This is a genomic window from Photorhabdus luminescens subsp. luminescens (genome assembly GCF_001083805.1).
Lineage (GTDB): Bacteria > Pseudomonadota > Gammaproteobacteria > Enterobacterales > Enterobacteriaceae > Photorhabdus > Photorhabdus luminescens.
The window spans coordinates 153,839-178,610 of record NZ_JXSK01000011.1; the positions used below are offsets into that span (position 1 = coordinate 153,839).

Annotated in this window: 22 protein-coding genes and 1 pseudogene; 14 read left to right on the top strand and 9 right to left on the bottom strand. The window is 45.0% G+C overall.

Features of this window, described 5'->3' with window-relative positions; all coding sequences use genetic code 11:
- Positions 1-19 precede the first annotated feature (19 nt).
- The 3 genes from TI10_RS21200 to TI10_RS21210 form a co-directional block, all read right to left on the bottom strand.
- Positions 20-1,405 (bottom strand): phage tail sheath family protein, encoded by a 1,386-nt coding sequence (locus TI10_RS21200; protein WP_049585309.1) that lies wholly within the window; start codon positions 1,403-1,405, stop codon positions 20-22.
- A gap of 11 nt (positions 1,406-1,416) precedes the next feature.
- Positions 1,417-2,481, bottom strand: coding sequence for a phage tail sheath family protein (locus tag TI10_RS21205; protein WP_049585310.1), 1,065 nt, complete (start codon positions 2,479-2,481; stop codon positions 1,417-1,419).
- Between the two features lie 93 nt (positions 2,482-2,574).
- Positions 2,575-3,024, bottom strand: a complete 450-nt coding sequence (locus TI10_RS21210; RefSeq protein WP_049585311.1) for a phage tail protein — start codon at positions 3,022-3,024, stop codon at positions 2,575-2,577.
- Between the two features lie 961 nt (positions 3,025-3,985).
- Between TI10_RS21210 and TI10_RS21215 the strand changes: the two genes are divergently transcribed.
- The 10 genes from TI10_RS21215 to TI10_RS21260 all read left to right on the top strand — a co-directional run bounded on the left by TI10_RS21215 (position 3,986) and on the right by TI10_RS21260 (position 14,363).
- Positions 3,986-4,552: a type 4 pilus major pilin gene (locus TI10_RS21215; protein ID WP_049585312.1), complete on the top strand. Its 567-nt coding sequence runs from the start codon at positions 3,986-3,988 to the stop codon at positions 4,550-4,552.
- Between the two features lie 173 nt (positions 4,553-4,725).
- On the top strand, positions 4,726-5,523 hold the full coding sequence (locus TI10_RS21220; RefSeq protein WP_049585313.1) for a prepilin peptidase: 798 nt from the start codon (positions 4,726-4,728) through the stop codon (positions 5,521-5,523).
- Positions 5,524-5,634: 111 nt separating this feature from the next.
- Positions 5,635-7,221 carry a prepilin-type N-terminal cleavage/methylation domain-containing protein gene (locus TI10_RS21225; RefSeq protein WP_049585314.1) on the top strand — a complete coding sequence of 529 codons (1,587 nt, stop codon included), beginning with the start codon at positions 5,635-5,637 and terminating at the stop codon, positions 7,219-7,221.
- Between the two features lie 64 nt (positions 7,222-7,285).
- Positions 7,286-7,810 carry a hypothetical protein gene (locus TI10_RS21230; protein WP_049585315.1) on the top strand — a complete coding sequence of 175 codons (525 nt, stop codon included), beginning with the start codon at positions 7,286-7,288 and terminating at the stop codon, positions 7,808-7,810.
- A 127-nt stretch (positions 7,811-7,937) separates the two neighbouring features.
- On the top strand, positions 7,938-8,237 hold the full coding sequence (locus TI10_RS21235; protein WP_244161679.1) for a toxin co-regulated pilus biosynthesis Q family protein: 300 nt from the start codon (positions 7,938-7,940) through the stop codon (positions 8,235-8,237).
- 4 nt (positions 8,238-8,241) lie between these two features.
- On the top strand, positions 8,242-9,849 hold the full coding sequence (gene pilN, locus TI10_RS21240) for a PilN family type IVB pilus formation outer membrane protein (RefSeq protein ID WP_049585317.1): 1,608 nt from the start codon (positions 8,242-8,244) through the stop codon (positions 9,847-9,849).
- Positions 9,850-9,885: 36 nt separating this feature from the next.
- Complete coding sequence (gene pilO2, locus TI10_RS21245; protein ID WP_244161680.1) at positions 9,886-11,154, top strand: type 4b pilus protein PilO2; 1,269 nt, start codon at positions 9,886-9,888, stop codon at positions 11,152-11,154.
- On the top strand, positions 11,141-11,671 hold the full coding sequence (pilP, locus tag TI10_RS21250) for a type IV pilus biogenesis protein PilP (protein ID WP_049585319.1): 531 nt from the start codon (positions 11,141-11,143) through the stop codon (positions 11,669-11,671). Before pilO2 ends, pilP begins: the two co-directional genes overlap by 14 nt.
- 31 nt (positions 11,672-11,702) lie before the next feature.
- Positions 11,703-13,259 (top strand): GspE/PulE family protein, encoded by a 1,557-nt coding sequence (locus TI10_RS21255; protein ID WP_080985114.1) that lies wholly within the window; start codon positions 11,703-11,705, stop codon positions 13,257-13,259.
- 12 nt (positions 13,260-13,271) lie between these two features.
- Positions 13,272-14,363 carry a type II secretion system F family protein gene (locus tag TI10_RS21260; protein WP_244161681.1) on the top strand — a complete coding sequence of 364 codons (1,092 nt, stop codon included), beginning with the start codon at positions 13,272-13,274 and terminating at the stop codon, positions 14,361-14,363.
- Between the two features lie 161 nt (positions 14,364-14,524).
- On the opposite strand, the gene TI10_RS21265 is transcribed toward TI10_RS21260, so the two are convergent.
- From TI10_RS21265 to TI10_RS21275, 3 genes are all read right to left on the bottom strand, one after another.
- Positions 14,525-14,806 (bottom strand): helix-turn-helix domain-containing protein, encoded by a 282-nt coding sequence (locus TI10_RS21265; protein WP_049585321.1) that lies wholly within the window; start codon positions 14,804-14,806, stop codon positions 14,525-14,527.
- Complete coding sequence (locus tag TI10_RS21270; protein ID WP_049585322.1) at positions 14,787-15,116, bottom strand: type II toxin-antitoxin system RelE/ParE family toxin; 330 nt, start codon at positions 15,114-15,116, stop codon at positions 14,787-14,789. The genes TI10_RS21265 and TI10_RS21270 overlap by 20 nt, the downstream gene beginning before the upstream one ends.
- An 868-nt stretch (positions 15,117-15,984) precedes the next feature.
- Complete coding sequence (locus TI10_RS21275; RefSeq protein ID WP_049585323.1) at positions 15,985-17,298, bottom strand: FAD-dependent oxidoreductase; 1,314 nt, start codon at positions 17,296-17,298, stop codon at positions 15,985-15,987.
- Positions 17,299-17,458: 160 nt separating this feature from the next.
- Here TI10_RS21275 and TI10_RS21280 point away from each other — a divergent pair, with 160 nt between their 5' ends.
- The 4 genes and pseudogenes from TI10_RS21280 to TI10_RS21295 all read left to right on the top strand — a co-directional run bounded on the left by TI10_RS21280 (position 17,459) and on the right by TI10_RS21295 (position 21,541).
- Positions 17,459-18,133, top strand: coding sequence for a TetR/AcrR family transcriptional regulator (locus tag TI10_RS21280; RefSeq protein ID WP_049585324.1), 675 nt, complete (start codon positions 17,459-17,461; stop codon positions 18,131-18,133).
- A gap of 295 nt (positions 18,134-18,428) precedes the next feature.
- Positions 18,429-20,159, top strand: coding sequence for a L,D-transpeptidase (ldtD, locus tag TI10_RS21285; RefSeq protein WP_049585325.1), 1,731 nt, complete (start codon positions 18,429-18,431; stop codon positions 20,157-20,159).
- A gap of 141 nt (positions 20,160-20,300) precedes the next feature.
- Positions 20,301-20,849, top strand: a complete 549-nt coding sequence (locus tag TI10_RS21290; protein WP_049585326.1) for a YcbK family protein — start codon at positions 20,301-20,303, stop codon at positions 20,847-20,849.
- Positions 20,850-20,894: 45 nt separating this feature from the next.
- A pseudogene (locus TI10_RS21295) lies at positions 20,895-21,541 on the top strand (MBL fold metallo-hydrolase).
- Positions 21,542-21,607: 66 nt separating this feature from the next.
- Here the strand turns inward: TI10_RS21295 and TI10_RS21300 are convergent.
- The 3 genes from TI10_RS21300 to ompC form a co-directional block, all read right to left on the bottom strand.
- A complete protein-coding gene (locus tag TI10_RS21300; protein WP_049585327.1) occupies positions 21,608-21,988 on the bottom strand; it encodes a VOC family protein in 381 nt (126 codons plus the stop codon).
- A gap of 106 nt (positions 21,989-22,094) precedes the next feature.
- Complete coding sequence (locus TI10_RS21305) at positions 22,095-23,285, bottom strand: amino acid aminotransferase (RefSeq protein WP_049585328.1); 1,191 nt, start codon at positions 23,283-23,285, stop codon at positions 22,095-22,097.
- Between the two features lie 232 nt (positions 23,286-23,517).
- A complete protein-coding gene (ompC, locus tag TI10_RS21310) occupies positions 23,518-24,690 on the bottom strand; it encodes a porin OmpC (RefSeq protein WP_049585329.1) in 1,173 nt (390 codons plus the stop codon).
- Between the last annotated feature and the right edge of the window lie 82 nt (positions 24,691-24,772).

The following is a 24,772-nucleotide window of genomic DNA, read 5'->3' on the forward strand; positions in this document are numbered from 1 at the left end:
AAGCCGCGTCTCGGTACGGTTACTGGGCTACATTTTGGCTAAACTGGAGGATAATAAATTCAGCCGGGCGTACCGCCGCCATGCCAATTTTGACGATCATTTTCCCTTGTTTAATATCGTCGTCGGACATGGTGATACCCTGGCCGATTTGGACAAAATAGGCTTCTTGTGGTTTATTTCCCGCGAGTGCTCCTTGTTGCCATAAGGAATAGAGATAGTTGTCAATGGCTGATTTCACCCGTTCCCAAGTGGGTTGACTATTGGGTTCAAAGACGGCAAATCGCATTGCTTGCTTGATGTCTCGTTCTGCGCTATTAAATAAGCGACGAACTGGGATGTAACGCCAGTTGTCATTATTTTGCAGAGTACGAGCGCCCCACACGACAAAACCTTTGTGGCTGAAATAGCGAATAGCGTTGATGCCTTTCGCATTCATCTCCCCTTGTTGATCGTCAGTAAGCCGTTCGGCTACATCACTAATCCCGCTAAGTACAACATTAGCCGGCGCTTTCCAGACGCCACGGCTGGCATCAGTGGCGCAATACACGCCTGCCATCACTGCGCTGGCAGGAATGATATTGCCATTGGATGTTATTGCGCTTTTTATTGCATCAACCGTTTGCTGGTAGACATTTTTGTTCTTCTCTTTGAGTTGCGCCAGATTTTTGACTGCATCTGGTTTTGTTGTGGCATCCTCGTAGCCTGAAACGGTTATCGAGTTCTCTTCTGCTTGAATAAGCTGTGCGACTTTCACCGCAGGATAATAAGCGGCAGTTTGTGATGCGACGTTAGTGCTGATGGCGGTTGTTTTATTCTGATTGTCAGCGATCAGGAAGTAGCCTGCATTCAGTAATGCAGGTGTGAGGCTGTTGTATATTTGACTTTGGTAACTAGCATCCTGCTCAGGGCAAACTATTAAGGTGATTTCTAAAGCCTGCTCAATTAATTCGGGGATTAATGCCAGAGTGGCGCTATCTTCAGTATTAGCAATGGGCAGGATATAACAGGGCCCGCCGCCATTCTGAAAATAAAGTCTTAAAGCATCACTGCTCGTTGTATAAGTGCCGACAGTCACCTCGTAAGTGTAATCTGTGCCGGTATCGTCTGCATCAGGGGCGATATCGGTCATGGCGGCAACTTCTGCATTGTTATCCGCTTTTTCAGGGGGCGGTGGTGGAGTAGGCGCAGTTGATTTGATTGTTATTGAGGTAATACAACCCACATTAAATAAGTGAGTGAAATCCAGCCAGCTACTAACGCGCGTCGCTTGTGGCTTTGTGCCGGTTTTTTTCGGTGAGAAACGGCCAATGAAAACTGGGATTGCGGTGTTTCCTTGGCTGACAGAAAGCGCCAGTGATGCATCTTCCTCAATATAGACGCCGGGGTAGGTTGGTGTTGTTGGCATTCTGCCTCCAATTATTGTGCGATATCCTGTGTGAACTGCAAGATAATGAACTCGGCTGGACGAACCGCTGCCAGACCCACTTTGACAATCATTTTGCCTTGTTTGATATCGTCATCGGTCATGGTGATACCTTTGCCGATTTGGACAAAATAAGCCTGCTCGGCTTTGTTGCCCATCAGTCCGCCTTGTTGCCAGAGAGCATAAAGATAGTTATCGATAGCCCGCTGGACGGCTTTCCAGGTGGGTTGGTTGTTAGGCTCAAACACCGCGAAACTCATGGCGTTTTTAATGTCTCGTTCTGCGCTGTTAAACAGGCGGCGAACTGGGATATAACGCCAGTTATCACTGTCCTCAAGTGTGCGAGCGCCCCAGACTGTGGCGCCCGTATTCGGAAATTCGCGGATGATATTAATCGCTTTGCCGGTGTTATAGATGCCTTGCAAATCATCGGTAACTTTAAATATCGGTTTCATCCCACTTTGTAACACGACATTCGCGGGTGCTTTCCAAACGCCACGGGAACGATCAACTGAGCAATAGATGCCGGCAATGGCAGCGCTTGGGGGAATAAGGGTATTGGCTGCCCAATCTGCCGTTAGCCAGGGATAATAAACGGCGGCAAACGGGTTTTGATCATAATTATCTCGAGATGTGCCATCAGATTTTAACGCGGTCGTTGGGCCATCAAAAATGGCAAATAAGCCTTTGCCCGGTTGGCAAAGTGTGCTGACGGCATTGTTAATGGTTTCTCCGGCGGCAACCAGTAATGTCACATCGTCAAGTACTGGGACCTGTTTTTCTAAATCTTGAGTTCTGATGAGATAGCCATATCCCCCGCCGTTAATAAAATAGGCTCGCAGTGAAACATCAACGATATTTTTAGCATCAAATTGTTCACCTTTTAGCGTCAAATAATCCAGCCAGCTATTAATACGGACTGGAACATCTGTGGGTAAAAATGAATTGTCATTCGCAACGGCGAAAACAGGTACTGCTGTTGCTCCCGAGCTAACTGAGAGTGCGAGTGAGGCGTCTTCTTCAATATAAACGCCGGGGTAGGTTGGTATCGTTGGCATGTTGCCTCCAATTATTAGGTGATATTCTGCATGAATTGCAGAATGATGAGTCATACATTGTGATGATCATTGGTCGGCGTATTGGCAGCTTGATTAGGCCGCTTGAATTGTCACTCGATCGGCTGTCAGGGTGATTTCCTGAATTGCAATTTCATTACTGGCGGCATCAAAAGAAGGCGAGGTTAATGAGGTTGGAAAGGCATTTGCCACGCTCCAGGACATTAAAATTTCAGTGCCTGTTTCATTGGTTAAGCTAATGGAGATATCTTTTTTTTCAACTTGATTAAGCTGAATAGAATTAATCCAGTCAAAAAGTTTGGTATCTCCTGAGAATATACCTTTGCGTAAAGTAATATTAATAGATTGACGTTGGCCTGGCATTTTATAGTAATTACCAATGCCATCTTTATACTCGATTACATCATGAGAAATATCGAGTCCCGAAACGCTGGTAAAAGGAATTTGTTCATCACCAATCGACACAACAAATCGATAAGTGGGAATGGGATAGTCAACAGCAATTTGTTCTGGAGTTATAGCCATGATTTTTTCCTTTGTTTATTATTTACATTTAAAATATTAAGAAAGTGTTTTTCACTTTATTTTCATTAGTCATGAATTATGGGTATAGCTACCGCAACAACCTGAATTTAATAGGTTATTATCCATGATAAACATTTGCTCAGTGATTTATTTAAATCACGTGTAGTTAAATAGTGAAATTATAAGTGGCAAGGTATACATATAGTTTTTATTTTATAATTATCATTAATTAATAGGAAGGACAAGATGAATTTATTAATGATGCTACATGTCCACATATTTATATTGTTTTTGTAATTCAGACAGGGTAATTAATAGAATTATTTTCTGATTATCTGGATTAATGGATTAATTCTATATCTTTATCTGATCAACTTATGATCATTATGTGTATTTCGTTCTGTTATTTAAAAGATGAGGTTGGTATTATTTTGTTTTAATTGAGTATTTAATTCCCTATTCCTTTCTCAATAGATGGCGGGCAAAAATTCGCTGTCGGCATTTAAAAAAACCTTGGTTAATGAAGGGCATTTACCTTCAACAAAGTGCACTGTTACATCCCCCACTTTTACAAAAAAGTTATCTATGATAAACGCGGTACAACAGCGAATCTTAACAACAACATCATTAAATTTATTAATAAATTTAATGATTAATTATTTTCAACGGATTGGTATGACAAAATATATTGGTTTTTTAATAGGCTATATTATCAATTTTAATCGATATTCACGATAGAAATTAAAATATTTGATAGTTTTTAACAATCGTTTGTGTGATTTTTGAGCGATTTAAGCAATTTTATTTTTCTAATTGGAATCTATAACATTAGTTTCAATATGAAATACTAAAGTGTTTTAAATATTTAAATATATGTTATTATTGCGTTAATATTTTATTTCATTTGGTGAGTATGTGAGTGGTAATGCGTCTCTATTATTTTGATTTTGGAGTGATTAGCATGAATAAGAAAGTCAATGTACTGCGTGGCGTCAGGCATCAATCGGGTTTTACGCTGATTGAAGCATTGGTTGTGATGATTGTCGGCATTGTGATATTGGCCGCCGCCGCCGCCGGGATTGGTAAGTTGTTTCGGGCTTCGGAAATTTCAACCGAATCGTCGAATATTACTCAGATGGCCGCCAATTTGAAATCAATTAAAAATGGCGCCAAAGGATATGACAGTTTGGATAACAAGATTGCCATTAATTACAAAGTCGTTCCCGCCAATATGACTCAGGATGGTAAGACCGGGATTATTTTTAATAGTTGGAATGGCAAGGTTACCATTTCTCCGGGAGATGCCACCGCCCAGACCTTTAAGATTGAGTATCAAAATGTGCCTGATGAGGCTTGCCAACAACTTTCACTGAAATTGCGGGTTGCGGGTTGGTCGAAAATGACTGTGGGTAATGGAAAAGGACAGCAATCTGCCACAGAAATTAAACCAGATGCGACTTTGGCGCAAATTGAAGCGGCGTGCAATGCCAGTGACGCAAATACCATGACGCTGGTTTCCGCCAGTTAGGTCATTGATTTAGAACATTGATTGTTTTGATGTGATATGTGGCTTGGCAGGCTTGGTGAAAGCTGCTCAAGCTGCATTTTCTTGGTGGGGGAAGCAGCCGGTTTCTCTGGTTTTGTTGCTGTTTCTCTTACTCAATGGGGTTGGTTATGTGCTGAATCTGCTGGGAGATCATCATGATGATAGGGTGGTTGCAATCTTCTACCGGATGTTTAGTTCTGGCGTCAGGGTTGCTGGGGCTGTGTGTCGGAAGTTTTCTTAATGTGGTGATCTGCCGCCTGCCGATGATGCTTTTCTCTGAAATCAATGATGAGGCTGCCAGCTTTAATCTCTGCTTTCCCCGTTCCCATTGTCCACGTTGCAGCCATGTGTTAGCGGTCCGCGATAACATTCCCCTGTTGAGCTATCTGTACCAGAAAGGGCTCTGTCGATACTGTAACGGTACGATTTCTATACGCTATCCATTGGTTGAAGGCGCGGTAGCGGTACTCTTTTCTTTACTGGCTTTGGCGCTGGGCTGGAGTTACTCGTTGTTAGGGTTATTGGTGCTGAGTTCGATGTTGATCGCACTGGCGGTAATTGATTTCGAACATATGCTGCTGCCCGATCAACTGACACTTCCTTTGTTGTGGTTAGGGTTGCTGTTCAATCTGGATTCTGCCGGATTTGTGGCACTACCTTTGGCCGTCAGCGGCGCGGTTTGTGGATATCTGTTTTTCAGGCTGGCGGCGTGGATTGCTCGGCAATGGGTCCAGCGTGATGCATTGGGAATGGGAGATGCCAAATTTCTGGCGGCGCTTGGCGCTTGGTTGGGGGGGGAGGCGCTCCCATTAGTGATTTTGCTTGCAGCCAGTTTCACATTAATAAGTTATCTGACGATTTGGCGGCTACGCAGAATGAGTACGGCGCCACAGATACCTTTCGGTCCAGGTCTGGCAGTCGCTGGATTGATTGTAGCGCTTTTCAATAGGTAGCCAGACATGAATGGGCCGCAGTGTAGTTCCCTTGGGGCGGGATCGCTTTGGGGATAAATAGTTTATCGGATGGAATAGGTTTTCTTACTTAATGATTAAGAAGGACTATTTATGCATGATGATGAGTCTGTATCTGTATTGATGATAAGCCGCCATGATGCAGGTTTCACTTTGCTGGAGGTGACTGTTGCTCTGATAGTACTGGCATCAATGATGGTGGTTGGTGTGATTTATCTGAATAGGCAGAGTGATATGTTGGTGAATCAGGTCGTCGCCGGGCAGATCCAGCATCTTGGCGATGCGGTGGTGGATTATGTTAATGATAATTATGTCTCTCTAAGTCGTGGACCCACTCCAGCGCCAATTAATTGGGCAGAGATGACCCCTTATTTACCGCCGGGGCTTGACCAGAATACGGTTAATCCGCTTGGTCAAAAATATGATGGCGTATTACGAGTTGTCGCACTGCCTAATGGCAAAAAACGCATTGATCCGTTGGTTTATACCGTTCCGGCAATGGCTGATGGAAAACAACCAAATGTTGCTGAACATTCGATGAAGATTGCGCAATTGATTGGGGTTGGCGGCCTGTATCTGGATTACAGAAATCGAGATCATCGTAATCCGGCCACTTATTGGAATAGTTATGGTCAGGTCAATGCGCCTGAATCTTTTGCTGGTTTTTTCAATGAACAACCTAAGGAAATTGGCCGTATTTTTTATGCTCCGTTCATGCGGGATGCGTCAATCTATGGCCCAGGAACATTGGCGGGCGATTTGCTTCATCGACAAAAAATAGGCGGACATCCAGAATGGAATAGGATGGAAACCAGCATCAATATGGGCGGTAATGGCCTTGAGCAGGTGGATATGCTGTCGATGCAAGGCCCCGGCATGGTTAATGGTGTGAATAAGATCGCCTTCTCTTCCCGCTCTCAGGGAAAACCCTCCTATATTGAACAAAATAGCGATGGTGAAGTGGTTGTCAATCCAGAACATGGCACGTTGTTTATCCTTGATGGTAATGCCAATCCCGGTAGTAAAGGGACTTTGGCTGCCGGTGATATTCATGCAGATAAGAACGTCGTTGTTGGCAATAACTTAGTGATAAACACTCAAACTGGAAATCTTGTCGGCGGTAAGTGCCCTGCGTTAGGTAACCTGTCCATGAGCAAGCAGGGGGAACTGTTGGTGTGTCAGGGAACTAATGTCGATAAGTCGGATTTGGAATGGAAAGATGCTAGTGGAAGCAGGCGGTTATTGGCAAATCAAGCGGTAATTAGCCGTGGCTATTGGCTTGCATCAGGAATGTCGTCAGGAACAACAAGTAAGGAAGAGACCTATTATGTTGGCGGTGGCGGTAAAGCAAACAGTCGGAGTCAGCCTTTTTTTAATAATTCAAATGCTCCTGTGTTAGTCACCGTCTCTACACCTCCGATTTCTAATAACCATCGTATGCGTTGCGTGTTGGCTGTGTATGAAGCGGATAAAAATGGCAACAGCCAGGAATCTGATTTGCCGCTTGTTTTTCAACGATCTGGGCTGGTGGATTATCCAGAAGCGAGTTCCAATGTAAATCGCAAGAATACAAGAGCTTGCATAGTGACATTCGTTGCTGGACCGCATCGCAAATATAATATTGCCAGTGTGTTCCATTCTTCTAACAACAGTTCCCATATTTTGAGAAGTCATAACTGATGAGCAGCATCTTGTGCATCTGATGATTTGGCATTAACCAATCTAGAGTAATAGGAGAACATAAATGTGGCCATTAGCGATTGTTGGGATTGCCGTCGTATTTTTCATGCAACTGATTTTTGGCGAGTTGTTGTATGAAGTGCGTGTGCAGTCAGTGCGTGCCAAAACTGATGTAGCCGCGCTGTTTCGTAACTATGCTTCAGTCGGCGCGCAATTGCTTAATAAGCATTCCGTTGGCGTGATCAAGAGTCGCAAGATGCGGCAGGTATTGGCCGCTCGACATATGACGTGGGTGAATACCGATGCTTGGTGTGACAACGTTGCCAGCCAGTGTCTCTGGGGCGGGTTTATTTCAGGGGCTCATGTCTATATTTTCCGCAAAAATAGCCTCCCCGGCGACAATGGGTTGCTGCATCGCGCCTTCGGAGAATTGCTTAAATGGAGTGCTGAACCCGATCAGATTGGTTTTAAGCAGGGTTCCAGACTTATCGACGGTAGAGGAAAACGGGTAGAAAGTCTGCTTGCCAGACAGTTACCGGATGGCGTGCGGAAGTTTGTATCTGACGGAGCGCTGGTGGAAATATTGTAGTTGTTGTTTCGCAAGCGGGCTTTCCTTCGGTCACTGGGCTTTGTTAATAGGTTGTTTGGCTATTTTTTTCTTTTTGGAAAAATCGATGAACAAAATAATCACATATGTTTTTACGGTGCTTGTCTGTATGTCAAGTGTCGCCGTTTATGCAACACCGATGCTGACGCCAGTTCCTGCGGCGGCGGTGTGGACAGCAACTCCGGGGCAAACTCTGCGTGATGTTACACAAGAATGGGCCAGTAGGTCTGGCTACCAAGTGGTATGGGATGCTTCCTATGATTTCCCTATCCGAGCTAGTCTGCGTTTTAATGGCACGTTTATCCATGCGGTAAGCGAGCTGTTCGAAGCCTACACGATGGCGAATCGTCCTTTCGTTGTCGATATTTATCAGGAACAGCGGCTTGTTCATGTCCAGGCTCGGAGGTAATAACATGCATATCCAGTTTTTGACGTTTTCCAGATTGGTGTTGTTGCCCTGCATAGCGGTTGGCCTGTCAGGTTGTGCGGCAATCTCTAATGTTGATCGGCAGGCAGATGCCGAGATGGCAAATGCGACCGGTATTATTAAGGAGTTACGCGGTACTCCCGCCATGACGGCGGTGCATGTGCATGAGCATGGTTATTGGGTATCAACTAAGGAGATTCCATCAAAGAAGGAGGGGGAAACGGTTTCCTGCATGTTGACTTTGCAGGAAGCTGAACCGATGACGCTGAGTCAGTTTGCGGAAAAGATCAAGCGTATCTGTGGCGTGCCGGTGCAGATCAGCGCTGATGCGCGGTTTGCAGCGCATCCCAGTGCGGCGCCGGCATTGGAGGAGAAAGAAAATGGTCAGGGGATTGTTGTTGACAATTCTAACGCGCAGTCAGTATCTGAAGGCGGTGAATCAGAAGAGATGAGAATAAACGTGAATTGGCATGGTTCCTTGGCAGGTTTGCTTGATTCGGTCATTTTATCGTCAGGATTGCATTGGAAAGTACACAATGGAACAGTACATATTTTCAAAACAGAGACGCGGGTATTTCAAATATATGCATTGCCGGGTACGGATGCATTGTCTGCCAGTGTGACAGCGACGACTAGCGCAACGTTCGGCGGCGGCTTAAATGGAAGCGATAGTGGTAACAGCGGTAGTTCCCAAACTCTCGCGACTTCTTTGACCCGTTCGGTTATGGATGAGATCCAAAAAACGGTGTTGAATATGTTAACGCCTGGTGAAGGGAAGTTAACTTTGTCGATGGCGACGGCATCATTGGTGGCGACCGACTCACCTGAAGTACTCGATAGAATTAAAGATTATATTGATCAGCAGAACAAATTATTGACAACGCAAGTGGTGCTTAATGTCAAGATCCTTAACCTGACGTTCGATAGGTCTGATCAGTATGGCGTTGATTGGTCACTGGCCTATAAAAGCGCTCATATAGGCGTGGGCGGTGAAGGCAGCAGTGTTACTGATGGGCGCGATATCAGTACCAATATTCATATTCTCAAGGGACCATTTAGTGACAGTAAGTTACTGATCAAGGCGTTATCGGCTCAAGGTAAGGTCTCTATAGTGACTCAACCTTCTGTGACTACCCTGAATTTGCAAGCAGTACCGATGCAGGTTGCAACGCAGACTGGTTATGTTTCATCAATTTCTAGTACTTCAACGCCACAAGTCGGCATTTCAGTTGGGATCGAACCGGCGACAGTAACGACGGGTTTTAATATGTTGATGCTGCCTTATGCAATGGCCGACAAGCAAATATTGTTGCAGTACAACATTAGTTTGAGCGATTTAAAGAGGCTGGAGAAATTCGGCAAGGAAGAGACCGGTCAGGTGCAGTTGCCGACAATAGATTTACGCGCATTCAGTCAGAAGGTGAGACTACATTCAGGTGAAACTCTGGTGTTATCAGGGTTCGAGCAACAGTCAGATACCAGTGATCGTAGTGGTTTGGGTAGCCCGGATAATCAATTCTTGGGTGGTAGCCGTCAGGGTAAAAGAAACCATAATGTGATCGTAGTCATGATTACCCCTATAGTGGTAGATTGAAAAATGACCCAGACTGAAACAGGCGCGGAGCGCGCTATGCAAATCAAACTATATGGTAAAACTTTGGTCGCAGGCATTATCTGGCGACCGCCTGTCACTGTGTTGACACGTTCTAACATCCGTAGGAATGGGATTGCCGCAGGGTTTACTTTGGTTGTCCGGCATCGTGCTGGGCGAAGTATACAGATTGGGTATGTACCAAAAGAGGCAGGAGCGCCAGGTTGTTATTCATTGGCGGCCGTGCTTGCTAAAGCGGTGGATAAGCCTAATTGGATAGGTGCGTTTCATTTGCCTGATGGGCATTATGCATTGGTAGCGGTACATCAAGGCGCGATCATGGCTGGGCGTGATTTAATCGGCACTCGTGAAGAAATCGAAACGAAATTGCGCGATACGGTGCAGTTGGTCGAGGGAGCCAATGGGGTGTGGAATGCGATTTATGCGCCGAAGGAGTTTGAATCGCCGTGGCCGGAGATGCCATTAGCGCAATTGTTGCCGCAGTCCGCATTGAGAAAATCTGTCGGCCAGCTTGAGAGTTTAACCGGCGAAATGTCGAAGCATCAAATTAAGATCTTTGCCATGACCGCAGGTACGGTGTTCTTGTTAGCCGGCGGTTGGTGGATATGGCACATCCATCAGCAGAATACGCAAATAAGGGTACCAGATTTATCCAATGAGGTGGTGGAAGTTCCGCCGCCGCATCCGTGGCTTACGCAGCCGACAATGGAATGGCAGTTTGCTGCATGGAATAAGGCTTTAGCCAAAGTTCCCTTATCGCTTGCGGGGTGGCAGGTTGAATCTATTATGCTGGATGCTGATGCGGTTTCTGTGAGTTATCAGCGTCATGACGGGATGCCGATCAATGTTTTCCAGGTTGCTGCTATCAATATTTTCCGGGCTGGCCCGGTGATTTCCAATGGTGGGGAACAGGCACAGGTATTAATACCGTTTGGGCAGTCGCAGAGTCATGATCAGGAAAACAACGACGATGTATTGCAGTCGTCAGATCAGGCGCTGATTGAGCTGATGTCTTATTTTCAGGCGCTAGGTTTGCCGTCTCCAACTTTGACCGAGGGCGCTTCCGTTTTGCCGCCGCCTCCGCCCCCTTTGCCGGAGGGAGAAACGCGCATGTGGGCCAATCCTGATTGGCAGACTTATAACTGGACATTGACTTCTCAATTATCTCCAGACGCACTGTTTTCAGGTAAGCAGCTCCCCGGCTTGAGAGTGACCAGCGCCAGAATTGTGTTATCTGATGGTTTTCCTGAGTGGAAGCTGAGTGGAGTTTTCTATGCAAAAAATTAGCCAGCTTATAATCAGTCTATTTGCGGCGTCGGTATTTTCCCTGACATATGCGCAAACGTCATCTACTGAGCTACCGGCAGCTCAGGCGAAGCACGGTGCGCAGAAGCCTGCATCGCCAGCGGTAACGGCTGACAGTGTTGCCGCGCAACTGGAAAAGTTACAGACGGATTTGATGTTGCTTAAAGCTGAAACCGCAAGGGCAAATGCTCAAGCTGAATTCGATAAAATTTCCAAGATGGTGAATAAAGGAGGAGCCGTTAATATTGGCCTGCCTCTGGTTAAGTCAATCTTCGGGCGTAATGGGGTTCTGACCGCTACGCTCCGGCTTCGTTCAGGCGGCATCATGGATGTGAAAACTGGTGAACAGTTGCCGAATGGTTATAAAGTGGTCCGCATTGATACCGGGGTAGTGACTTTCTCTAAACAGGGGCGATTCTATGATGTAGGTCTTACTGCTACCAACGATGCATCGTTGCTGGATAGCCTTGATTTAATGGTTGCGCCGCCGCTGCGTTAAACCGTTAGTTACTGATGGGTGGAGATATTTAATGGCAATAACATGCTCCGATCTGTTGTGTATGGTCAGGCAGGGCGCAAAAGTTTTATCTGCCTTGAGCGGCGCGCTTGAAATAGAGTTAGCTAACCGCAGTTTGATATGTCTTGTTGAGTTGCCCCAGCAGACGGGGCAATGCGTACTTGCCGTGTCTGCTTCCCACCGGCTTGATCCACATGTGCTGGCCTATGAAGAGACGGTTAAAAGGCATGGATTTATCTATCAGGTTGTCACTTGTGGCATGGGAAGCATATTGGAATTGTACCGTCTCAGTAAGAGCGAGAGTCATGGACTGGGAGGGACTGAATCGGATGTTCAGCGTTATATCATTCGCTTAATCGGTGAAGCTACTGAGGAACGCGCGTCGGATTTGCATATTGTCGCTCGCCGTAATTATTGTGAAATCCGTTGCCGGATCGATGGTTATTTGCGGCCGATAGGACAACTGCGGCCGGAAGAAGGGTTGCGATTATGTGCGACTATCTATCAAAGTATGTGTGACGTGGCAGAGCCGACGTTTAAACCGATGCAGGCGCAGCGTGCGCGAATGAAAGATGAGTTTCTGGCCGAGTGCGGACTTTCCGGGGCGCGGATTAATACCCGTCCGCTTGATCGTGGCATGTTGATGGTGCTGCGATTGTTGTATGCGGACAGCCCCGGCACGGTGTGTACTCTAAGCGATCTCGGCTATTTGCCGGAACAGTGCCAGATACTGGAAGAACTCATGGACCATCGGGCCGGTGTGGTTCTTTTGTCTGGCGCGACCGGTAGCGGCAAGAGCACTACCTTGAAGATCGTGATGCAGAAGATGATAGCCGAGCAAGCTGGCATTCATCTGCTCACGCTTGAAGACCCGCCTGAATATGAAATTGAAGGGGCTAATCAATCCCCCATCACCGGCGATCGTGGCGATAGCCTGATTATCGAACAAGAATGGGCGATGGCAATTGCTGATGCAATGCGACTCGATCCCGATGTGATTATGGTCGGTGAGATTCGCGACGCAGTGACTGCAAAGATGACATTTCGTGCAGCCATGACCGGCCATCTTATTTGGACCACCATACATGCAAACGATGCTTTAGCGATCTTGCCCCGCTTGCAGGATGAGGCTGTGATGGAGTCGTTATTGATGGATTCGCGGCTGGTGATTGGTTTGGTCAGTCAATCGCTGATTCAGGTGTTATGTCCTCATTGTAAAGTTCCCCTGCAAGGGCATGAGCAGGAAGTCTCCGAGCGTCTGCTGAAACGACTAAATCTTTATTGTCAGCCCAAATCAGTTTGTCTACAGGGGAAAGGTTGCGACTATTGCAAACAGTGCGGCACTGTGGGCCGAACGGTAGTCGCTGAAGTGATACGCACTTCCCCCGGTTTAATGCAAGCTTATCGAATGGGTCACCATCACGAAGCGACTCGATATTGGATCTCGGAGATGGGGGGATTAAGCAAGATCGACGCGCTTATTCGCAAAATAAATGATGGAATAATCGATCCCCGTGCCGCAGAACGGGTGATGGGGCCGATTATTCCTGCGATCCATCAAATAGAGTGAAACGATATGTCCATGACCGATTTTATTGCAAGACTGAATTATCGAATGGTGAAGATGCAGTTCAGTAGGAAAGTGCGAATCCGTTTCTACGAGCATCTGATTATGATGTTAGAGAATCGTGTCATGCTGATTGATGCATTACGTGAAATGTACAATGTTGCCAGCGACGAAGGCCATAAACCTAACGGTGGTTATGCGTTGGTATTGAGTAGTTGTTATGAAGCTGTGAGTCAGGGCAGCACGTTGGCAGAGAGTTTGCAGCAATGGATTGGTCCTAATGAGGTGGCGGTGATTGCCGCAGGTGAGCGTTCCGGTGATATCCGTAGCGCTTTCATGGATGCGATCGCCATGATCGACGCGAGTAGTAAAATTCGCCGTGCAGTCATCGGCGCGTCTATTTATCCCGCAGTGCTCATTGGGATGATATGCGTATTGTTGCACATTGTGGCAGGCAATCTGGTGCCAAAATTGGCTGCGGTTTCCAAGCCGGAAACCTGGGATGGTGCGGCTTATACCTTGTATTTGATGGGAACATTTGTTAATGACTATGGGCTGTATTCTCTGATATTCCTGATGATATTGTTCATGTTAGTGGCATTATCGTTGCCTTTTCTTGGCGGACGGTTACGAACGGAACTTGACCGGTTTCCGCCGTGGTCACTCTACCGAACCATTCATGGCAGTATGTTCATACTGAATGTGTCGTTGTTGATCCGCTCAGGGATGATGCTGCAATCGGCGTTAGAATTGTTGCTGGAACAGGCCGGTTCACGTTGGTTGTATGTCCGTATCGCCGCCACGCTTGAACATATCTCTATGGGAGCCGGTTTCGGTGAGGCGTTGCGCGATACCGGGTACCGTTTTCCTGATAATGAGGCGATCAGTTATCTGCGGCTGTTGTCGCGGTTACAGGGGTTTGATCAATCAATGGCGAAGTTTGCACGGCATTGGTTGGATGAAACGATTGTTAAAGTGCAGATAGTGACCCGTGGGTTCCTGTTCGCTTCGATCCTCATGATCGGTGGTATGTTGATGCTGGTGGTTACGGCGGTATCTGGCATTGAAAATGCTATTGAGCAGTCGTTATCTATGCCGTCTGTTTAGCTGTAAAGTTCAATAGGCAATACTTAATATTGGGATTAAAGATGAAAATCAGGCAGGACATTGAAGCTGGAACCCGCCAAAATTTTAGAATGCCAGGATTATCGGTGGTTCCAGCGCTTACATCCAAATAAAAGGTAGACCAGCCCAAAAGGGCTGGCTATTCAGTAGAGGGTGATGACGGGCTTTTTAATACCACAGGCGTGAGCGTAACGGGTCAGCGTATCGATGCTGGCTTTGGTGATGTTATTTTCCAGGCGGGAAATAACTGGAGGTGTAACCCCCATCCGTTCAGCGACCTGAGCTTTTGTCAGATTGTCATGTTTACGCCATTCCGCAAGCAGCTCTCTGAGCTTCTCCTTGCGTTCTTCCTCATGCCATGCTGCACGATATTCGTCATCCTGCATCCACTCGTTATGCAGTTCTTTATGACTTACCAGTTTCATTAAGTACCTCCGCTAACCGCTTTTTGGCGAGTTCGATTTCTTTCGCTGGCGTCTTCTGTGACTTCTTGATGAAAACCCGGAGCATGATAATGGTATTGCCTTTGTGATATACCCAGATACCTCTGGCTATGTCCGTTCCCATCGTGCGGATCTCAAAAAGACCATCGCCCAGTGGCTTAGTGCCCGGTTCCCGCAATAACCGCGCGTCAAATTCGAGTTTACCAATAAGTCGGTCAAATTTAACCCGAATCCTCACGGGCAATGCCGTGGCTTCTTCCCTGGCTTCCGGGTGATAAACTACGTTAAACATATGGTCTCCCCTTTCTAAATATATTAACCTACAGGCTAATAAATGGCAATGAAAATTAACTTGCAAGCTAATTTAAATCAGGGTTAACAAATCATGAGGATTGTAGTGGCTGAATTGCCGTCAGGTAAATTAAAAGATAACTCGTGCTTCTTGCCACGGAGTTGCTGATTTTATTCATCTACTATCCCTTTTGTTGAATTTAAGTGTGACAAAGTCAGTGATGCTGATCAATAAGTGACCCGGTTCTGCGGTCAGGTTGCGGTGATAAAATGGTCATCTACCCACAGAGAATATTGATGATTTAATAGTGACATCATTCAACCATTATTTTTAACAGGGACAGAATGGTTAAAAACAGCTTATTCCTTTTCATTTTTAATCCTTTTATCGGTGATGCTATCCTCAGATTATTTTATACCTGTTATCTTTCAAGTTGCCTCTTTGTTGGCTGCACTCGCTCACCCCGGTCACATAGTTCGCTATGCTCCCGGGGATTCGCTCTCTTGCCGTCGCGATGCATCTTGAAATCCATTGGGTATAATTCATATCTTTTAAATAAAATAGATTTAAAAATATATAATTTCATAAATTTTTGTAGCCCGGATAATATGGAATTAAGCCATTGTAAATTTGGCAAAAATCGACCAAATAATCCGGGCATGGATTTTTATTATATTTTTTAGACAAAGATATTCTGGCCGTTGCGATAGTAAATAATCGATTCTGCCTTATCAAGTCTTTATTTTTCAAAAAAGAAGTTCTCACTGGTTTACCAAAACCAGATTCCATTCTTGGGACGACGCAATATTACAGCAAATTCTTTGCTAATCGTTTATTCAAGTTATCTGGCGGTAAAGTGGAAGCCTCTTTATTGCGTACTACTAAAAGAATGTGTAGTACTTAATTTTATTTTTCCCTGGTGTTGCGCAGATTTTGTTATCGGGAATAGCACTCGCTTTATTGGCGGTAAAGTTTGTGCAACCCGAAGTACAGTTCGAAACAGTATTCGCTTGATCATTGAGCGATCGGCTGCATTTAGCGCGGTACGTAACGAAATATCAACGGCCTCATTAGCATATGTTCGCATTTGTTGTTCATAATCTGAAATCGCCTTGATTAACTCTTCATGACCAGAGGCTACGCGAGTCAGCGTCTGGGTAAGTAAAAGTGCGTCTCGAAGCGCTGTATTGGCTCCCATTCCCACCATTGGCGTCATGTTGTGAATAGCGTCGCCAAGTAGGGTGACAGCGCTAGAACGCCAGGGTAAGAGGTGATCCATACTGCGTAATCGAATCACAGAGATGTTTTCCATATCACTTTGCTTAATCAGGGTATGCAGGTTTGGGTCCCATGAAGCAATCCGGGAGCAGATCAGATCACACAGAGATTCCGCAGGAAAATCAGTAATCGTATTCGGATAGCTGTTAGTTGCTGCTGCATAGGCCCACATGACGAAATCGCCAATTTCTGTCGATGTGGCCTTTACCCGGGTATTGACTGGAGCACGCCATAGAGAGACAAACAATCCACCGGGGCTTTTAGGCACGATATTGTTGGGCGAGCCATCCAGCAAATAGGGAGGCAATGAGGCAGCAAGAGCTTGGGTAAGGCGCACACGCCCAACGGTGAGAGTGACGCCAATATCAAGCCTTTTTATCGCCGGGAGGTATTGCTTGCGTACTTTTGAATTGCTTCCATCCGCACCAATAAGAACATCAACATCTTCGTGACTTTTATCTGTGAAAAAAAGCCTGACTTTACCGTTTTGCATGTGTTCATAACGCTCGAACGTTTTGTTCCATTGCACGGTATCTGAGAGTCCCTCATTGAGGACTTCTATAAGTTCAGATCTGCTGATTGACATTCGATCTTCGGTAATGATTTCCCCATCTTCTTGGTGAATATCTCTCTGAGCTGCGAGAAGAAGATGCAGATGCTCATCATAGAATCTTGTCTGTCCACCAACAGGCTTTGAAATCTTTTTAAAGGTTAGCCAGTTGGTTTCTGGGAGGCATTCCTGCATTGCTTGCTGGCCGAATGTATCGACGTAAATTCCATAACCGGGAAGTATGGATGACGTAGCAGAGCCTCGTTCATAGACTTTCACCTTTATTCCGTTTTTGCGCAAGCCATGTGCCAGGCATGCTCCTCCAATCCCTGAACCAATTATTCCAACGTTCATTTCTTTTTTCTCCATAAGTAGTACGATGTGATTCTGAAAGAATCATGGTGACTGTAGCTGGCTAGGACCATTTGATCACAGCCATCGGTTGTGTTACTGCTATAGTCTTAATAATAGTATACCGTACCGTTCGGTACCAATAAAAATTTAGGTTTTTTACATGACAAATACACCTAAAGCCCAAACAGATCACAAAAGAACCCGTTCGTACTCTAGAATTTCAGGAGAACGAGTTAACGAGCTGTTAAAAATTGCTGCTCAGGTATTTGCAGAACGGGGTTTTGATGGTGCCAGTATCAATGAGATGGCGAAACGTGCTAATGCTTCGAAGGGAACCTATTATAGTCGATTTCCTTCCAAAGAAGAGCTGTTGGTAGCCGTTGTTAAGCAGAGAATAGAAGAGGTTGAGGGCGATCTGGACAAGACCATGAATCCCGAACCAGATATTGGGAAAGCCTTAACAATTTTTGCAGAGGAAATTTTCACGGTAATTCTTTCTGAGGCAATGATTGCAAATTACCGGGTGGTCACTCTGGAAGCCCAACGTTTTCCGCAACTAGGTAAAATCTATTATGAAAAGGGAGTCAAAAAGATAGTCGATTTTCTTGTCGAATATCTGCTACGAAAGATGAAGGAGGGAAAATTGAACATAGTAGACCCGAAAATCTCTGCGGAGGTGTTTATCGATGGCATCATTGGAACGCCAAGGCTTAAGGCTACTTTGGGTATTGGTTTGCCTACTCCAGAGGAGCAATCCCAGCGAATTGCCATCGCGGTTCAGTCATTTCTCGCTGCATATGGTACTGCCTCATGTGATAGCACTTCTTCATCATGATAGTCGCGTTGTCGTAAATTATCGTAGGAATGGCGTTAAATTGGGGGCCTGCCTGTTATCAGGTAGGTCTCTCTGCTGAGTTAAGAAAGCGGTTTGCATACCTTGAATATAGATGAGACGCTTTGGCGTCTTTTTTGCTCTTGTGTGCTGGATTGGCTGGCGATGACTTATTATATTTCCTTTGTAGATAAATAGTTTACAATGTAAATAACTTGTTGTTTTTCTTTGATTAGAGCCTGAATTTGTCATAATTAAAATTAACTCATGAAAATGTTCTGAAGATGGGTATGTTGATATGGTAAAAAGAGCGATAAAGCCACTGTGCATTTCGGTTATTTGTAGTACATCAATAGTCGCTGGATATGTTTTAGCTAAGCATCAGAGTAGGCTTATTGAAGGTGATATTCAAAATCCGCCAAGAGTGCAGGTTGAAAAGATATCTGAAACAACCACACCTGAACAAGTACAAATTCAAGCTGCTGCAATTTCAGAAACAGAACGTCGTAAAATGCTGCAAAGCTGGATACCAGCACAAATTAAGCCTGTTTTCTTTGACCAATTGGTTAGTTTGTACTCTTCCAATCAAATGCAACCTTTGTGGCAAGATAAAATCGCGGTTCAACGCTTTGAACAACAACTTTCAGAACTGGCATTGGCTGGGTTTCAGCCGCAATTTGGCCAATGGTTGATTGAACTCAATGATGGTCAATTGAGTCAGATGGGACGTGATCTGATCTTGTCGGATGCTATGCTAGGTTATTTACAATTTGTCTCAGATGTCGATCATCAGGGCCAAAGCTGGCTCTATCGCACTGTGTTATATAACAGCACTACACCGTACAAAATTGCATTACCTTCACCAGTCGTTATAGGTCAGTGGCAGCAAGCTATTATCGATCACAATGTGGCCGCTTATATCGCAGCATTGGCGCCGCAACATCCTCAATATGAAAATATGCGCAAGGAGATGATGAAACAACTGGCTGATGGTGAACCGTGGCCGCAGCTTTCTGACAAAAGTGCGCTAAAACCGGGGCAGAGTAGCTCTGATGTTGCTGTGTTGAGAGAAATACTTATTCGTATTGGGATGTTGAGTGAACTGACAACCCAATCAGATTATGTCTACGATCCTGAATTGGTGACTGCGGTAAAAAATTTCCAGCATTGGCAAGGGTTGGCGCCGGATGGCGTAATTGGTAAACGCACAAGAGATTGGCTAAATACTTCACCTCAAACTAGAGCTGGCTTGATAGCGCTTAATATCCAGCGCTTGCGTATTACCCCAGGACATGCGTCTACAGGAATTATGGTCAATATTCCAGATTATTCATTGCATTATTATCTTAATGATCAGGAAGTGTTGAACTCGAAAGTGATTGTTGGTCGTCCAAGCCGTAAGACTCCCATTATGAGTAGCGTGCTGAATAATGTGGTGATTAACCCTCCCTGGAGTGTGCCAACTAGCCTGGCAAGAAAAGATATCGCACCACGGGGAGTTGATGATCCCGGATATTTTCAACGGGGAGGATACGTTATCTTTTCAAATTGGCGTGCTGATGCCAGTGTAATCGACCCTTATACTATTGATTGGAACGTGATTACGCCTGCTAACTTTCCTTATCGAATATGGCAAGCTCCGGGACCGACTAACTCATTGGGCCGTTATAAATTTAATATGCCAAATTCGGATGCTATCTATTTGCATGATACGCCGAACCATAGCCTGTTTAACAAAGATATCCGAGCGATCAGCTCTGGTTGTGTACGGATTAACAAGGCTTCAGAATTAGCGAATATGTTATTGGAAGATGTGGGTTGGACTCAAAACAAAGTGACTAATACAGTGAAACAGGGCAATACCGTTTATGTTAACATCCCACAGCGTATTCCTGTTTATTTGTATTATTTAACTGCCTGGGTAGATGAACAGGGGATTCCTCAGTACCGTACCGATATTTATGACTATGATAATAGTGTGAAACAAGGTTCCCAGTTTTTGTCAAAGTTGTTACCTTTACAAAACTAAATGCAACTAATTTTTGTTATTAGTTGTCATACTGACCAGTGACCAGTGACCAGTGACCAGTGACCAGTGACCAGTGACCAGTGACCAGTGACCAGTTGCCTGGTGATTTATTTTTTCCATAATCTGAGTAGACGTTTCTTCATGGATATAATTGATCATAATCGTCGTAAGTGGCTTTGTGTGGGGGCTGCTACTTTAGGCTTGAGTTTTTTGCCGGGGCATGCTTTTGCGACTCTAGCCACTCCACGCCCACGGATTTTACGTTTTGACAACTTACATACGGGTGAAACGATTAAAGCCGAATTTTTTGACGGCTATCGTTACAACAAAGAAGAGCTGGCCCGTCTGGATCATCTGTTTCGAGATTATCGTCAAAATAGAGTTAAGACTATCGATCCTAAATTATTTGATCAGATTTATTTGTTGCAGATGATGATGGGAATTAATAAGCCTGTACAACTCATTTCTGGTTACCGTTCACTGGTAACCAACAATCAGTTGCGCAAGCAAAGTAAAGGCGTGGCTAGACAGAGTTACCATACTCGCGGGCGGGCGATGGATTTTCATATTGAAGGTATTGAGCTTAGCCGTATCTGCAAGGCTGCTCTAAAAATGAAAGCGGGAGGGGTAGGATACTATCCACACAGTAATTTCGTTCATATTGATACAGGTCCCGTCAGGACGTGGTAATCTGGTAAGTAACTATTTTGTTTTGACTATGGAGTAAATGAAATAATGAAATACCAAATTATTCCTGTTACTGCTTTTATGCAGAATTGTACTCTTATTTGGAATGAAGAGAGTAAGGAAGCGGCAATTGTTGATCCGGGGGGGAAGCAGAGAAGCTGATCGCTGAGATAGAACGCCGTGGTCTGAAATTGACTCAGGTTTTATTGACTCATGGTCATTTTGACCATGTGGGTGCAACCGTGGAAGTCGCTAAACATTTTAGTGTGCCGATCTATGGACCACAACAGGAAGATGCTTTCTGGATTGAAGGTTTGCAAGCTCAAAGTCGAATGTTTGGCATTGAAGAATGCCCATCATTTGAACCTGATCGCTGGTTAAATGAAGGTGATGAGCTACGGGTAGGGGGCGTTGATTTATCTGTATTGCACTGTCCAGGGCATACGCCAGGGCATGTTGTGTTTGTAAATCATGAAGATAAGCTGATTTATATGGGAGATGTTCTGTTTAAAGGGGGAGTTGGGCGTAGTGACTTCCCACGCGGTAATCACCAGCAGTTAATTAACTCAATTAAAGATAAACTTCTGCCGCTTGGTGATGATTATGAATTTATTCCAGGGCACGGGCCAATGTCGACGCTAGGTTATGAACGGCAGACTAATCCATTTTTACAGGATGAAGTACCAGGTTGGTGATGTGGTGTAGCGTTTATATTCAATAAGTGTCAATTTGAGGGCTGGCTGATAGTTGTTTGATGGCAACTATAACTGATTGGAGACTTCGATCAGATTTTGATCCGGATCACGAAAATAAATGGACATAATGGCTCCGTTTGCTCCGGTACGTTTAACCGGCCCTTCGAGGATTCCAACTTCATGTTGCTGTAGATGTTGAATAATCTCATCCATAGGCAATAGGCTGATAAAACATAAATCAGCAGAACCGGGCAGTGGCGTTTGAGCTTTAGGTTCAAATTCCCGCCCATATTCATGTAGATTAATTTTTTGGTTACCAAATGACAGCGCGATACGGCCTTCACTGAAAGTCACAATCGACATACCAAGAACGCGTTGATAAAAATGGCTACTGGTTTCAAGGTCTTTAACTGTCAACACCAGATGATCAAGCCGTTCTATTTTCATTTTGATGCACTCAATAAGATTAATATCGCAATTGTGTCGGATGACGAATCTTCTGAATGATAAAAGCCGCTGAAATTCAGCGACTTTTTCATAAGGTAAATGTTAACTAGAGTACCGCAACAATGGCTTCACACAGTGGAGCCATGTTTTCCAATGTCAAGCCAGCGACGTTAATACGACCGGAACTGACAGCGTATATCCCAAATTCCTCACGCAGACGTTCTACTTGCTCTTTTGTCAGGCCACTGAATGAGAACATACCATTTTGACTACTAATAAAGTTGAAATCCTGTTTTGCCCCTTTTTCCTGCAAGGTATTGACAAACAGTTGACGCATACGCTGGATACGTTCGCGCATGGTGGTCAATTCCTGTTCCCAGGCTGCTTTCAGATCTTCATTTGACAAAATAGTGGTGACAACAGATGCGCCATGAGCGGGTGGGTTGGAGTAGTTCGCACGGATAATCGCTTTAGCCTGACTGAACGCTTTTTCTGCTGTATCACTGTCGCTAGCAACAATAGTGCAGGCGCCGACACGTTCATTGTACAGGCCAAAGTTTTTAGAGTAAGAGCTGGCAACAATCAGTTCATTATGATTTTTCGCAAAAATACGTAGACCTTCTGCATCTTCATTCAGGCCCTTGGCAAATCCTTGATAAGCGAAATCAAAAATAGGCAACCAGCCTTTCTCCGCGGACATTTCTGCCAGCTTAGCCCATTGCGCCGGGGTTGGATCGATGCCTGTCGGATTATGGCAGCAGCCGTGGAACAGAACAACATCTCCTGCCTGAGCGTCAGACAGGCTTGCTAGCATGCCTTCGAAATTCAGCGCGTGTTTTTCAGCGTCATAGTATTGATATTCGCAGACTTCCAGTCCTGCGGCGGAAAAAACGTTCTTATGGTTTGGCCAGGTTGGATTGCTAATCCAAACGCGTTTAGCATTAGTCTGTTTGGCAATGAAATCCGCAGCAATACGTAAAGCGCCTGTACCGCCTGGACTTTGTGCTGTACGGGCGCGTTTATCTGTGACGACTGGGTTATCTTTGCCAAACAGTAATTCTTGAGTTACGCGGCCAAATTCGGCTAAACCGCTAATCGGTAAATAATTCTTTGTTGTTTCGTTTTCCAGTAAATATTGTTCAGCTTTTTTAACACTGGTCAGAACAGGGGTTTTTCCTGTTTCATCTTTATAGACACCGATACCAAGGTTGATTTTATTTGTACGAGGATCAGAACGGAAACTATCGGCTAAGCCAAGAATAGGGTCGGCAGGCGCTGCTGTGATTTTCTCAAACATGTTTGTAATTCCAAAGCTCAGGTTAAGCCCAAAAGGGTAGTCAGGTTAACGTTGCTAAAACAGTTTGCCAACTATTTGTCGTAAAAAGAAGATAATCTTGTGAGGCAGTTTGCGGAGTGAGAAAAAGTTGGAATAGTAGAGAGAAAGCATAAGACTAAAAAAGCAGCACATAAGCGCTGCTTTCTCTTAATGGTGTTTAACTTGTTCAGCTAAATCTATTTACCAACGGTAATTAGAATTGGTAAATCATACCTACGCCAACAACGTTGTCAGTGCTGATACCTGTTTCTTTGGTGAATTCATTCTTATCCAGCAGGTTGATTTTGTAATCAACATAGGTAGTCAAGTTTTTGTTGAAGTAGTAGTAACTACCAACAGAGACATATTTTACCAGATCGCGACTGTCGGATTCTTTTCCATCATGATCAATGTCGCCGAACAGATTTTTACCTTTGGACTGAACGTATGCCAGAGATGGGCGTAAGCCGAAGTCGAACTGATATTGGGCGGTTAATTCGATGTTCTGGGTTTTGTTAGCAATGCTTTCCCAGTTTACACCATCAACTTTTCCACCAAAACGAGTCATGTTACGGGTTTCACCGTACATGGCAGCCAAGTAGATGTTGTTAGCATCGTATTTAACACCAATGTTCCATGCTTCAGCGCGATCACCTAAGGCAGTAGAGCCCGTAGGTCTGTCTTTTTTGCCTTTTTCTTCAATAACGTTAAAAGTAGTCTTTTGCGCAGAAGTACGGGCAGAGTTAGAGTATGCGCCACCGACGCTGATACCGTAACCTACGTCATAGGTTGCAGCGAAACCGTAGCCATCACCGTTGTCTTTACGGACTTCACGGTTGTTAGCTGTGTTGTTGCTGTTCTCACCCTGATATTGCAGAGCAAAATTCAGGCCATCGACTAGACCGAAGAAATCGGTATTACGGTAAGTTAACAGACCAGTAGAACGAGCAGTCATGAAGTTATCAGTCTGCGCCATTGAGTCACCACCGAATACTGGCAACACGTCGGTCCAAGCGTTGACTTCATAAACTGCGCCGTAGTTACGGCCATAGTTCAGAGAACCGTAGTCGGAAAGCTTCAGGCCAGCGAAAGCCAGACGAGTCTTAGTTTCGTCATCACCTTCTGCACGGTTACCTTTGATATTGTATTCCCAACGGCCAAAACCGGTCAGTTGGTCATTAACTTGAGTTTCGCCTTTGATACCCAGACGGGCGAAGGAGTTATCGCCATCTTCGCCGCTTTTGTTGTTAGCGAATTTGTGCTGGACTTCAACTTTACCGTACAGATCCAGTTTGTTGCCGTCTTTGTTATAAATTTCAGCTGCATTTGCTGCGCCAGCAGCTAACAGAGCTGGGATTACTACTGCAAGAACATTGCGTTTCGTCATTATTATTACCCTCATTGGTGTTATTCGGACACCTGCCACTGCCAAAAATAATTCTTTAAAAATCTACGGAACTATTTGTGAG

What these genes read in the sequence shown, in the direction of transcription:
- TI10_RS21200 (WP_049585309.1), bottom strand. Translation starts at nt 1,405, where the DNA reads ATGCCAACAACACCAACCTACCCCGGCGTCTATATTGAGGAAGATGCA.
- TI10_RS21205 (WP_049585310.1), bottom strand. Translation starts at nt 2,481, where the DNA reads ATGCCAACGATACCAACCTACCCCGGCGTTTATATTGAAGAAGACGCC.
- TI10_RS21210 (WP_049585311.1), bottom strand. Translation starts at nt 3,024, where the DNA reads ATGGCTATAACTCCAGAACAAATTGCTGTTGACTATCCCATTCCCACT.
- TI10_RS21215 (WP_049585312.1), top strand. Translation starts at nt 3,986, where the DNA reads ATGAATAAGAAAGTCAATGTACTGCGTGGCGTCAGGCATCAATCGGGT.
- TI10_RS21220 (WP_049585313.1), top strand. Translation starts at nt 4,726, where the DNA reads ATGATGATAGGGTGGTTGCAATCTTCTACCGGATGTTTAGTTCTGGCG.
- TI10_RS21225 (WP_049585314.1), top strand. Translation starts at nt 5,635, where the DNA reads ATGCATGATGATGAGTCTGTATCTGTATTGATGATAAGCCGCCATGAT.
- TI10_RS21230 (WP_049585315.1), top strand. Translation starts at nt 7,286, where the DNA reads ATGTGGCCATTAGCGATTGTTGGGATTGCCGTCGTATTTTTCATGCAA.
- TI10_RS21235 (WP_244161679.1), top strand. Translation starts at nt 7,938, where the DNA reads ATGTCAAGTGTCGCCGTTTATGCAACACCGATGCTGACGCCAGTTCCT.
- pilN (WP_049585317.1), top strand. Translation starts at nt 8,242, where the DNA reads ATGCATATCCAGTTTTTGACGTTTTCCAGATTGGTGTTGTTGCCCTGC.
- pilO2 (WP_244161680.1), top strand. Translation starts at nt 9,886, where the DNA reads ATGCAAATCAAACTATATGGTAAAACTTTGGTCGCAGGCATTATCTGG.
- pilP (WP_049585319.1), top strand. Translation starts at nt 11,141, where the DNA reads ATGCAAAAAATTAGCCAGCTTATAATCAGTCTATTTGCGGCGTCGGTA.
- TI10_RS21255 (WP_080985114.1), top strand. Translation starts at nt 11,703, where the DNA reads ATGGCAATAACATGCTCCGATCTGTTGTGTATGGTCAGGCAGGGCGCA.
- TI10_RS21260 (WP_244161681.1), top strand. Translation starts at nt 13,272, where the DNA reads ATGACCGATTTTATTGCAAGACTGAATTATCGAATGGTGAAGATGCAG.
- TI10_RS21265 (WP_049585321.1), bottom strand. Translation starts at nt 14,806, where the DNA reads ATGAAACTGGTAAGTCATAAAGAACTGCATAACGAGTGGATGCAGGAT.
- TI10_RS21270 (WP_049585322.1), bottom strand. Translation starts at nt 15,116, where the DNA reads ATGTTTAACGTAGTTTATCACCCGGAAGCCAGGGAAGAAGCCACGGCA.
- TI10_RS21275 (WP_049585323.1), bottom strand. Translation starts at nt 17,298, where the DNA reads ATGAACGTTGGAATAATTGGTTCAGGGATTGGAGGAGCATGCCTGGCA.
- TI10_RS21280 (WP_049585324.1), top strand. Translation starts at nt 17,459, where the DNA reads ATGACAAATACACCTAAAGCCCAAACAGATCACAAAAGAACCCGTTCG.
- ldtD (WP_049585325.1), top strand. Translation starts at nt 18,429, where the DNA reads ATGGTAAAAAGAGCGATAAAGCCACTGTGCATTTCGGTTATTTGTAGT.
- TI10_RS21290 (WP_049585326.1), top strand. Translation starts at nt 20,301, where the DNA reads ATGGATATAATTGATCATAATCGTCGTAAGTGGCTTTGTGTGGGGGCT.
- TI10_RS21300 (WP_049585327.1), bottom strand. Translation starts at nt 21,988, where the DNA reads ATGAAAATAGAACGGCTTGATCATCTGGTGTTGACAGTTAAAGACCTT.
- TI10_RS21305 (WP_049585328.1), bottom strand. Translation starts at nt 23,285, where the DNA reads ATGTTTGAGAAAATCACAGCAGCGCCTGCCGACCCTATTCTTGGCTTA.
- ompC (WP_049585329.1), bottom strand. Translation starts at nt 24,690, where the DNA reads ATGACGAAACGCAATGTTCTTGCAGTAGTAATCCCAGCTCTGTTAGCT.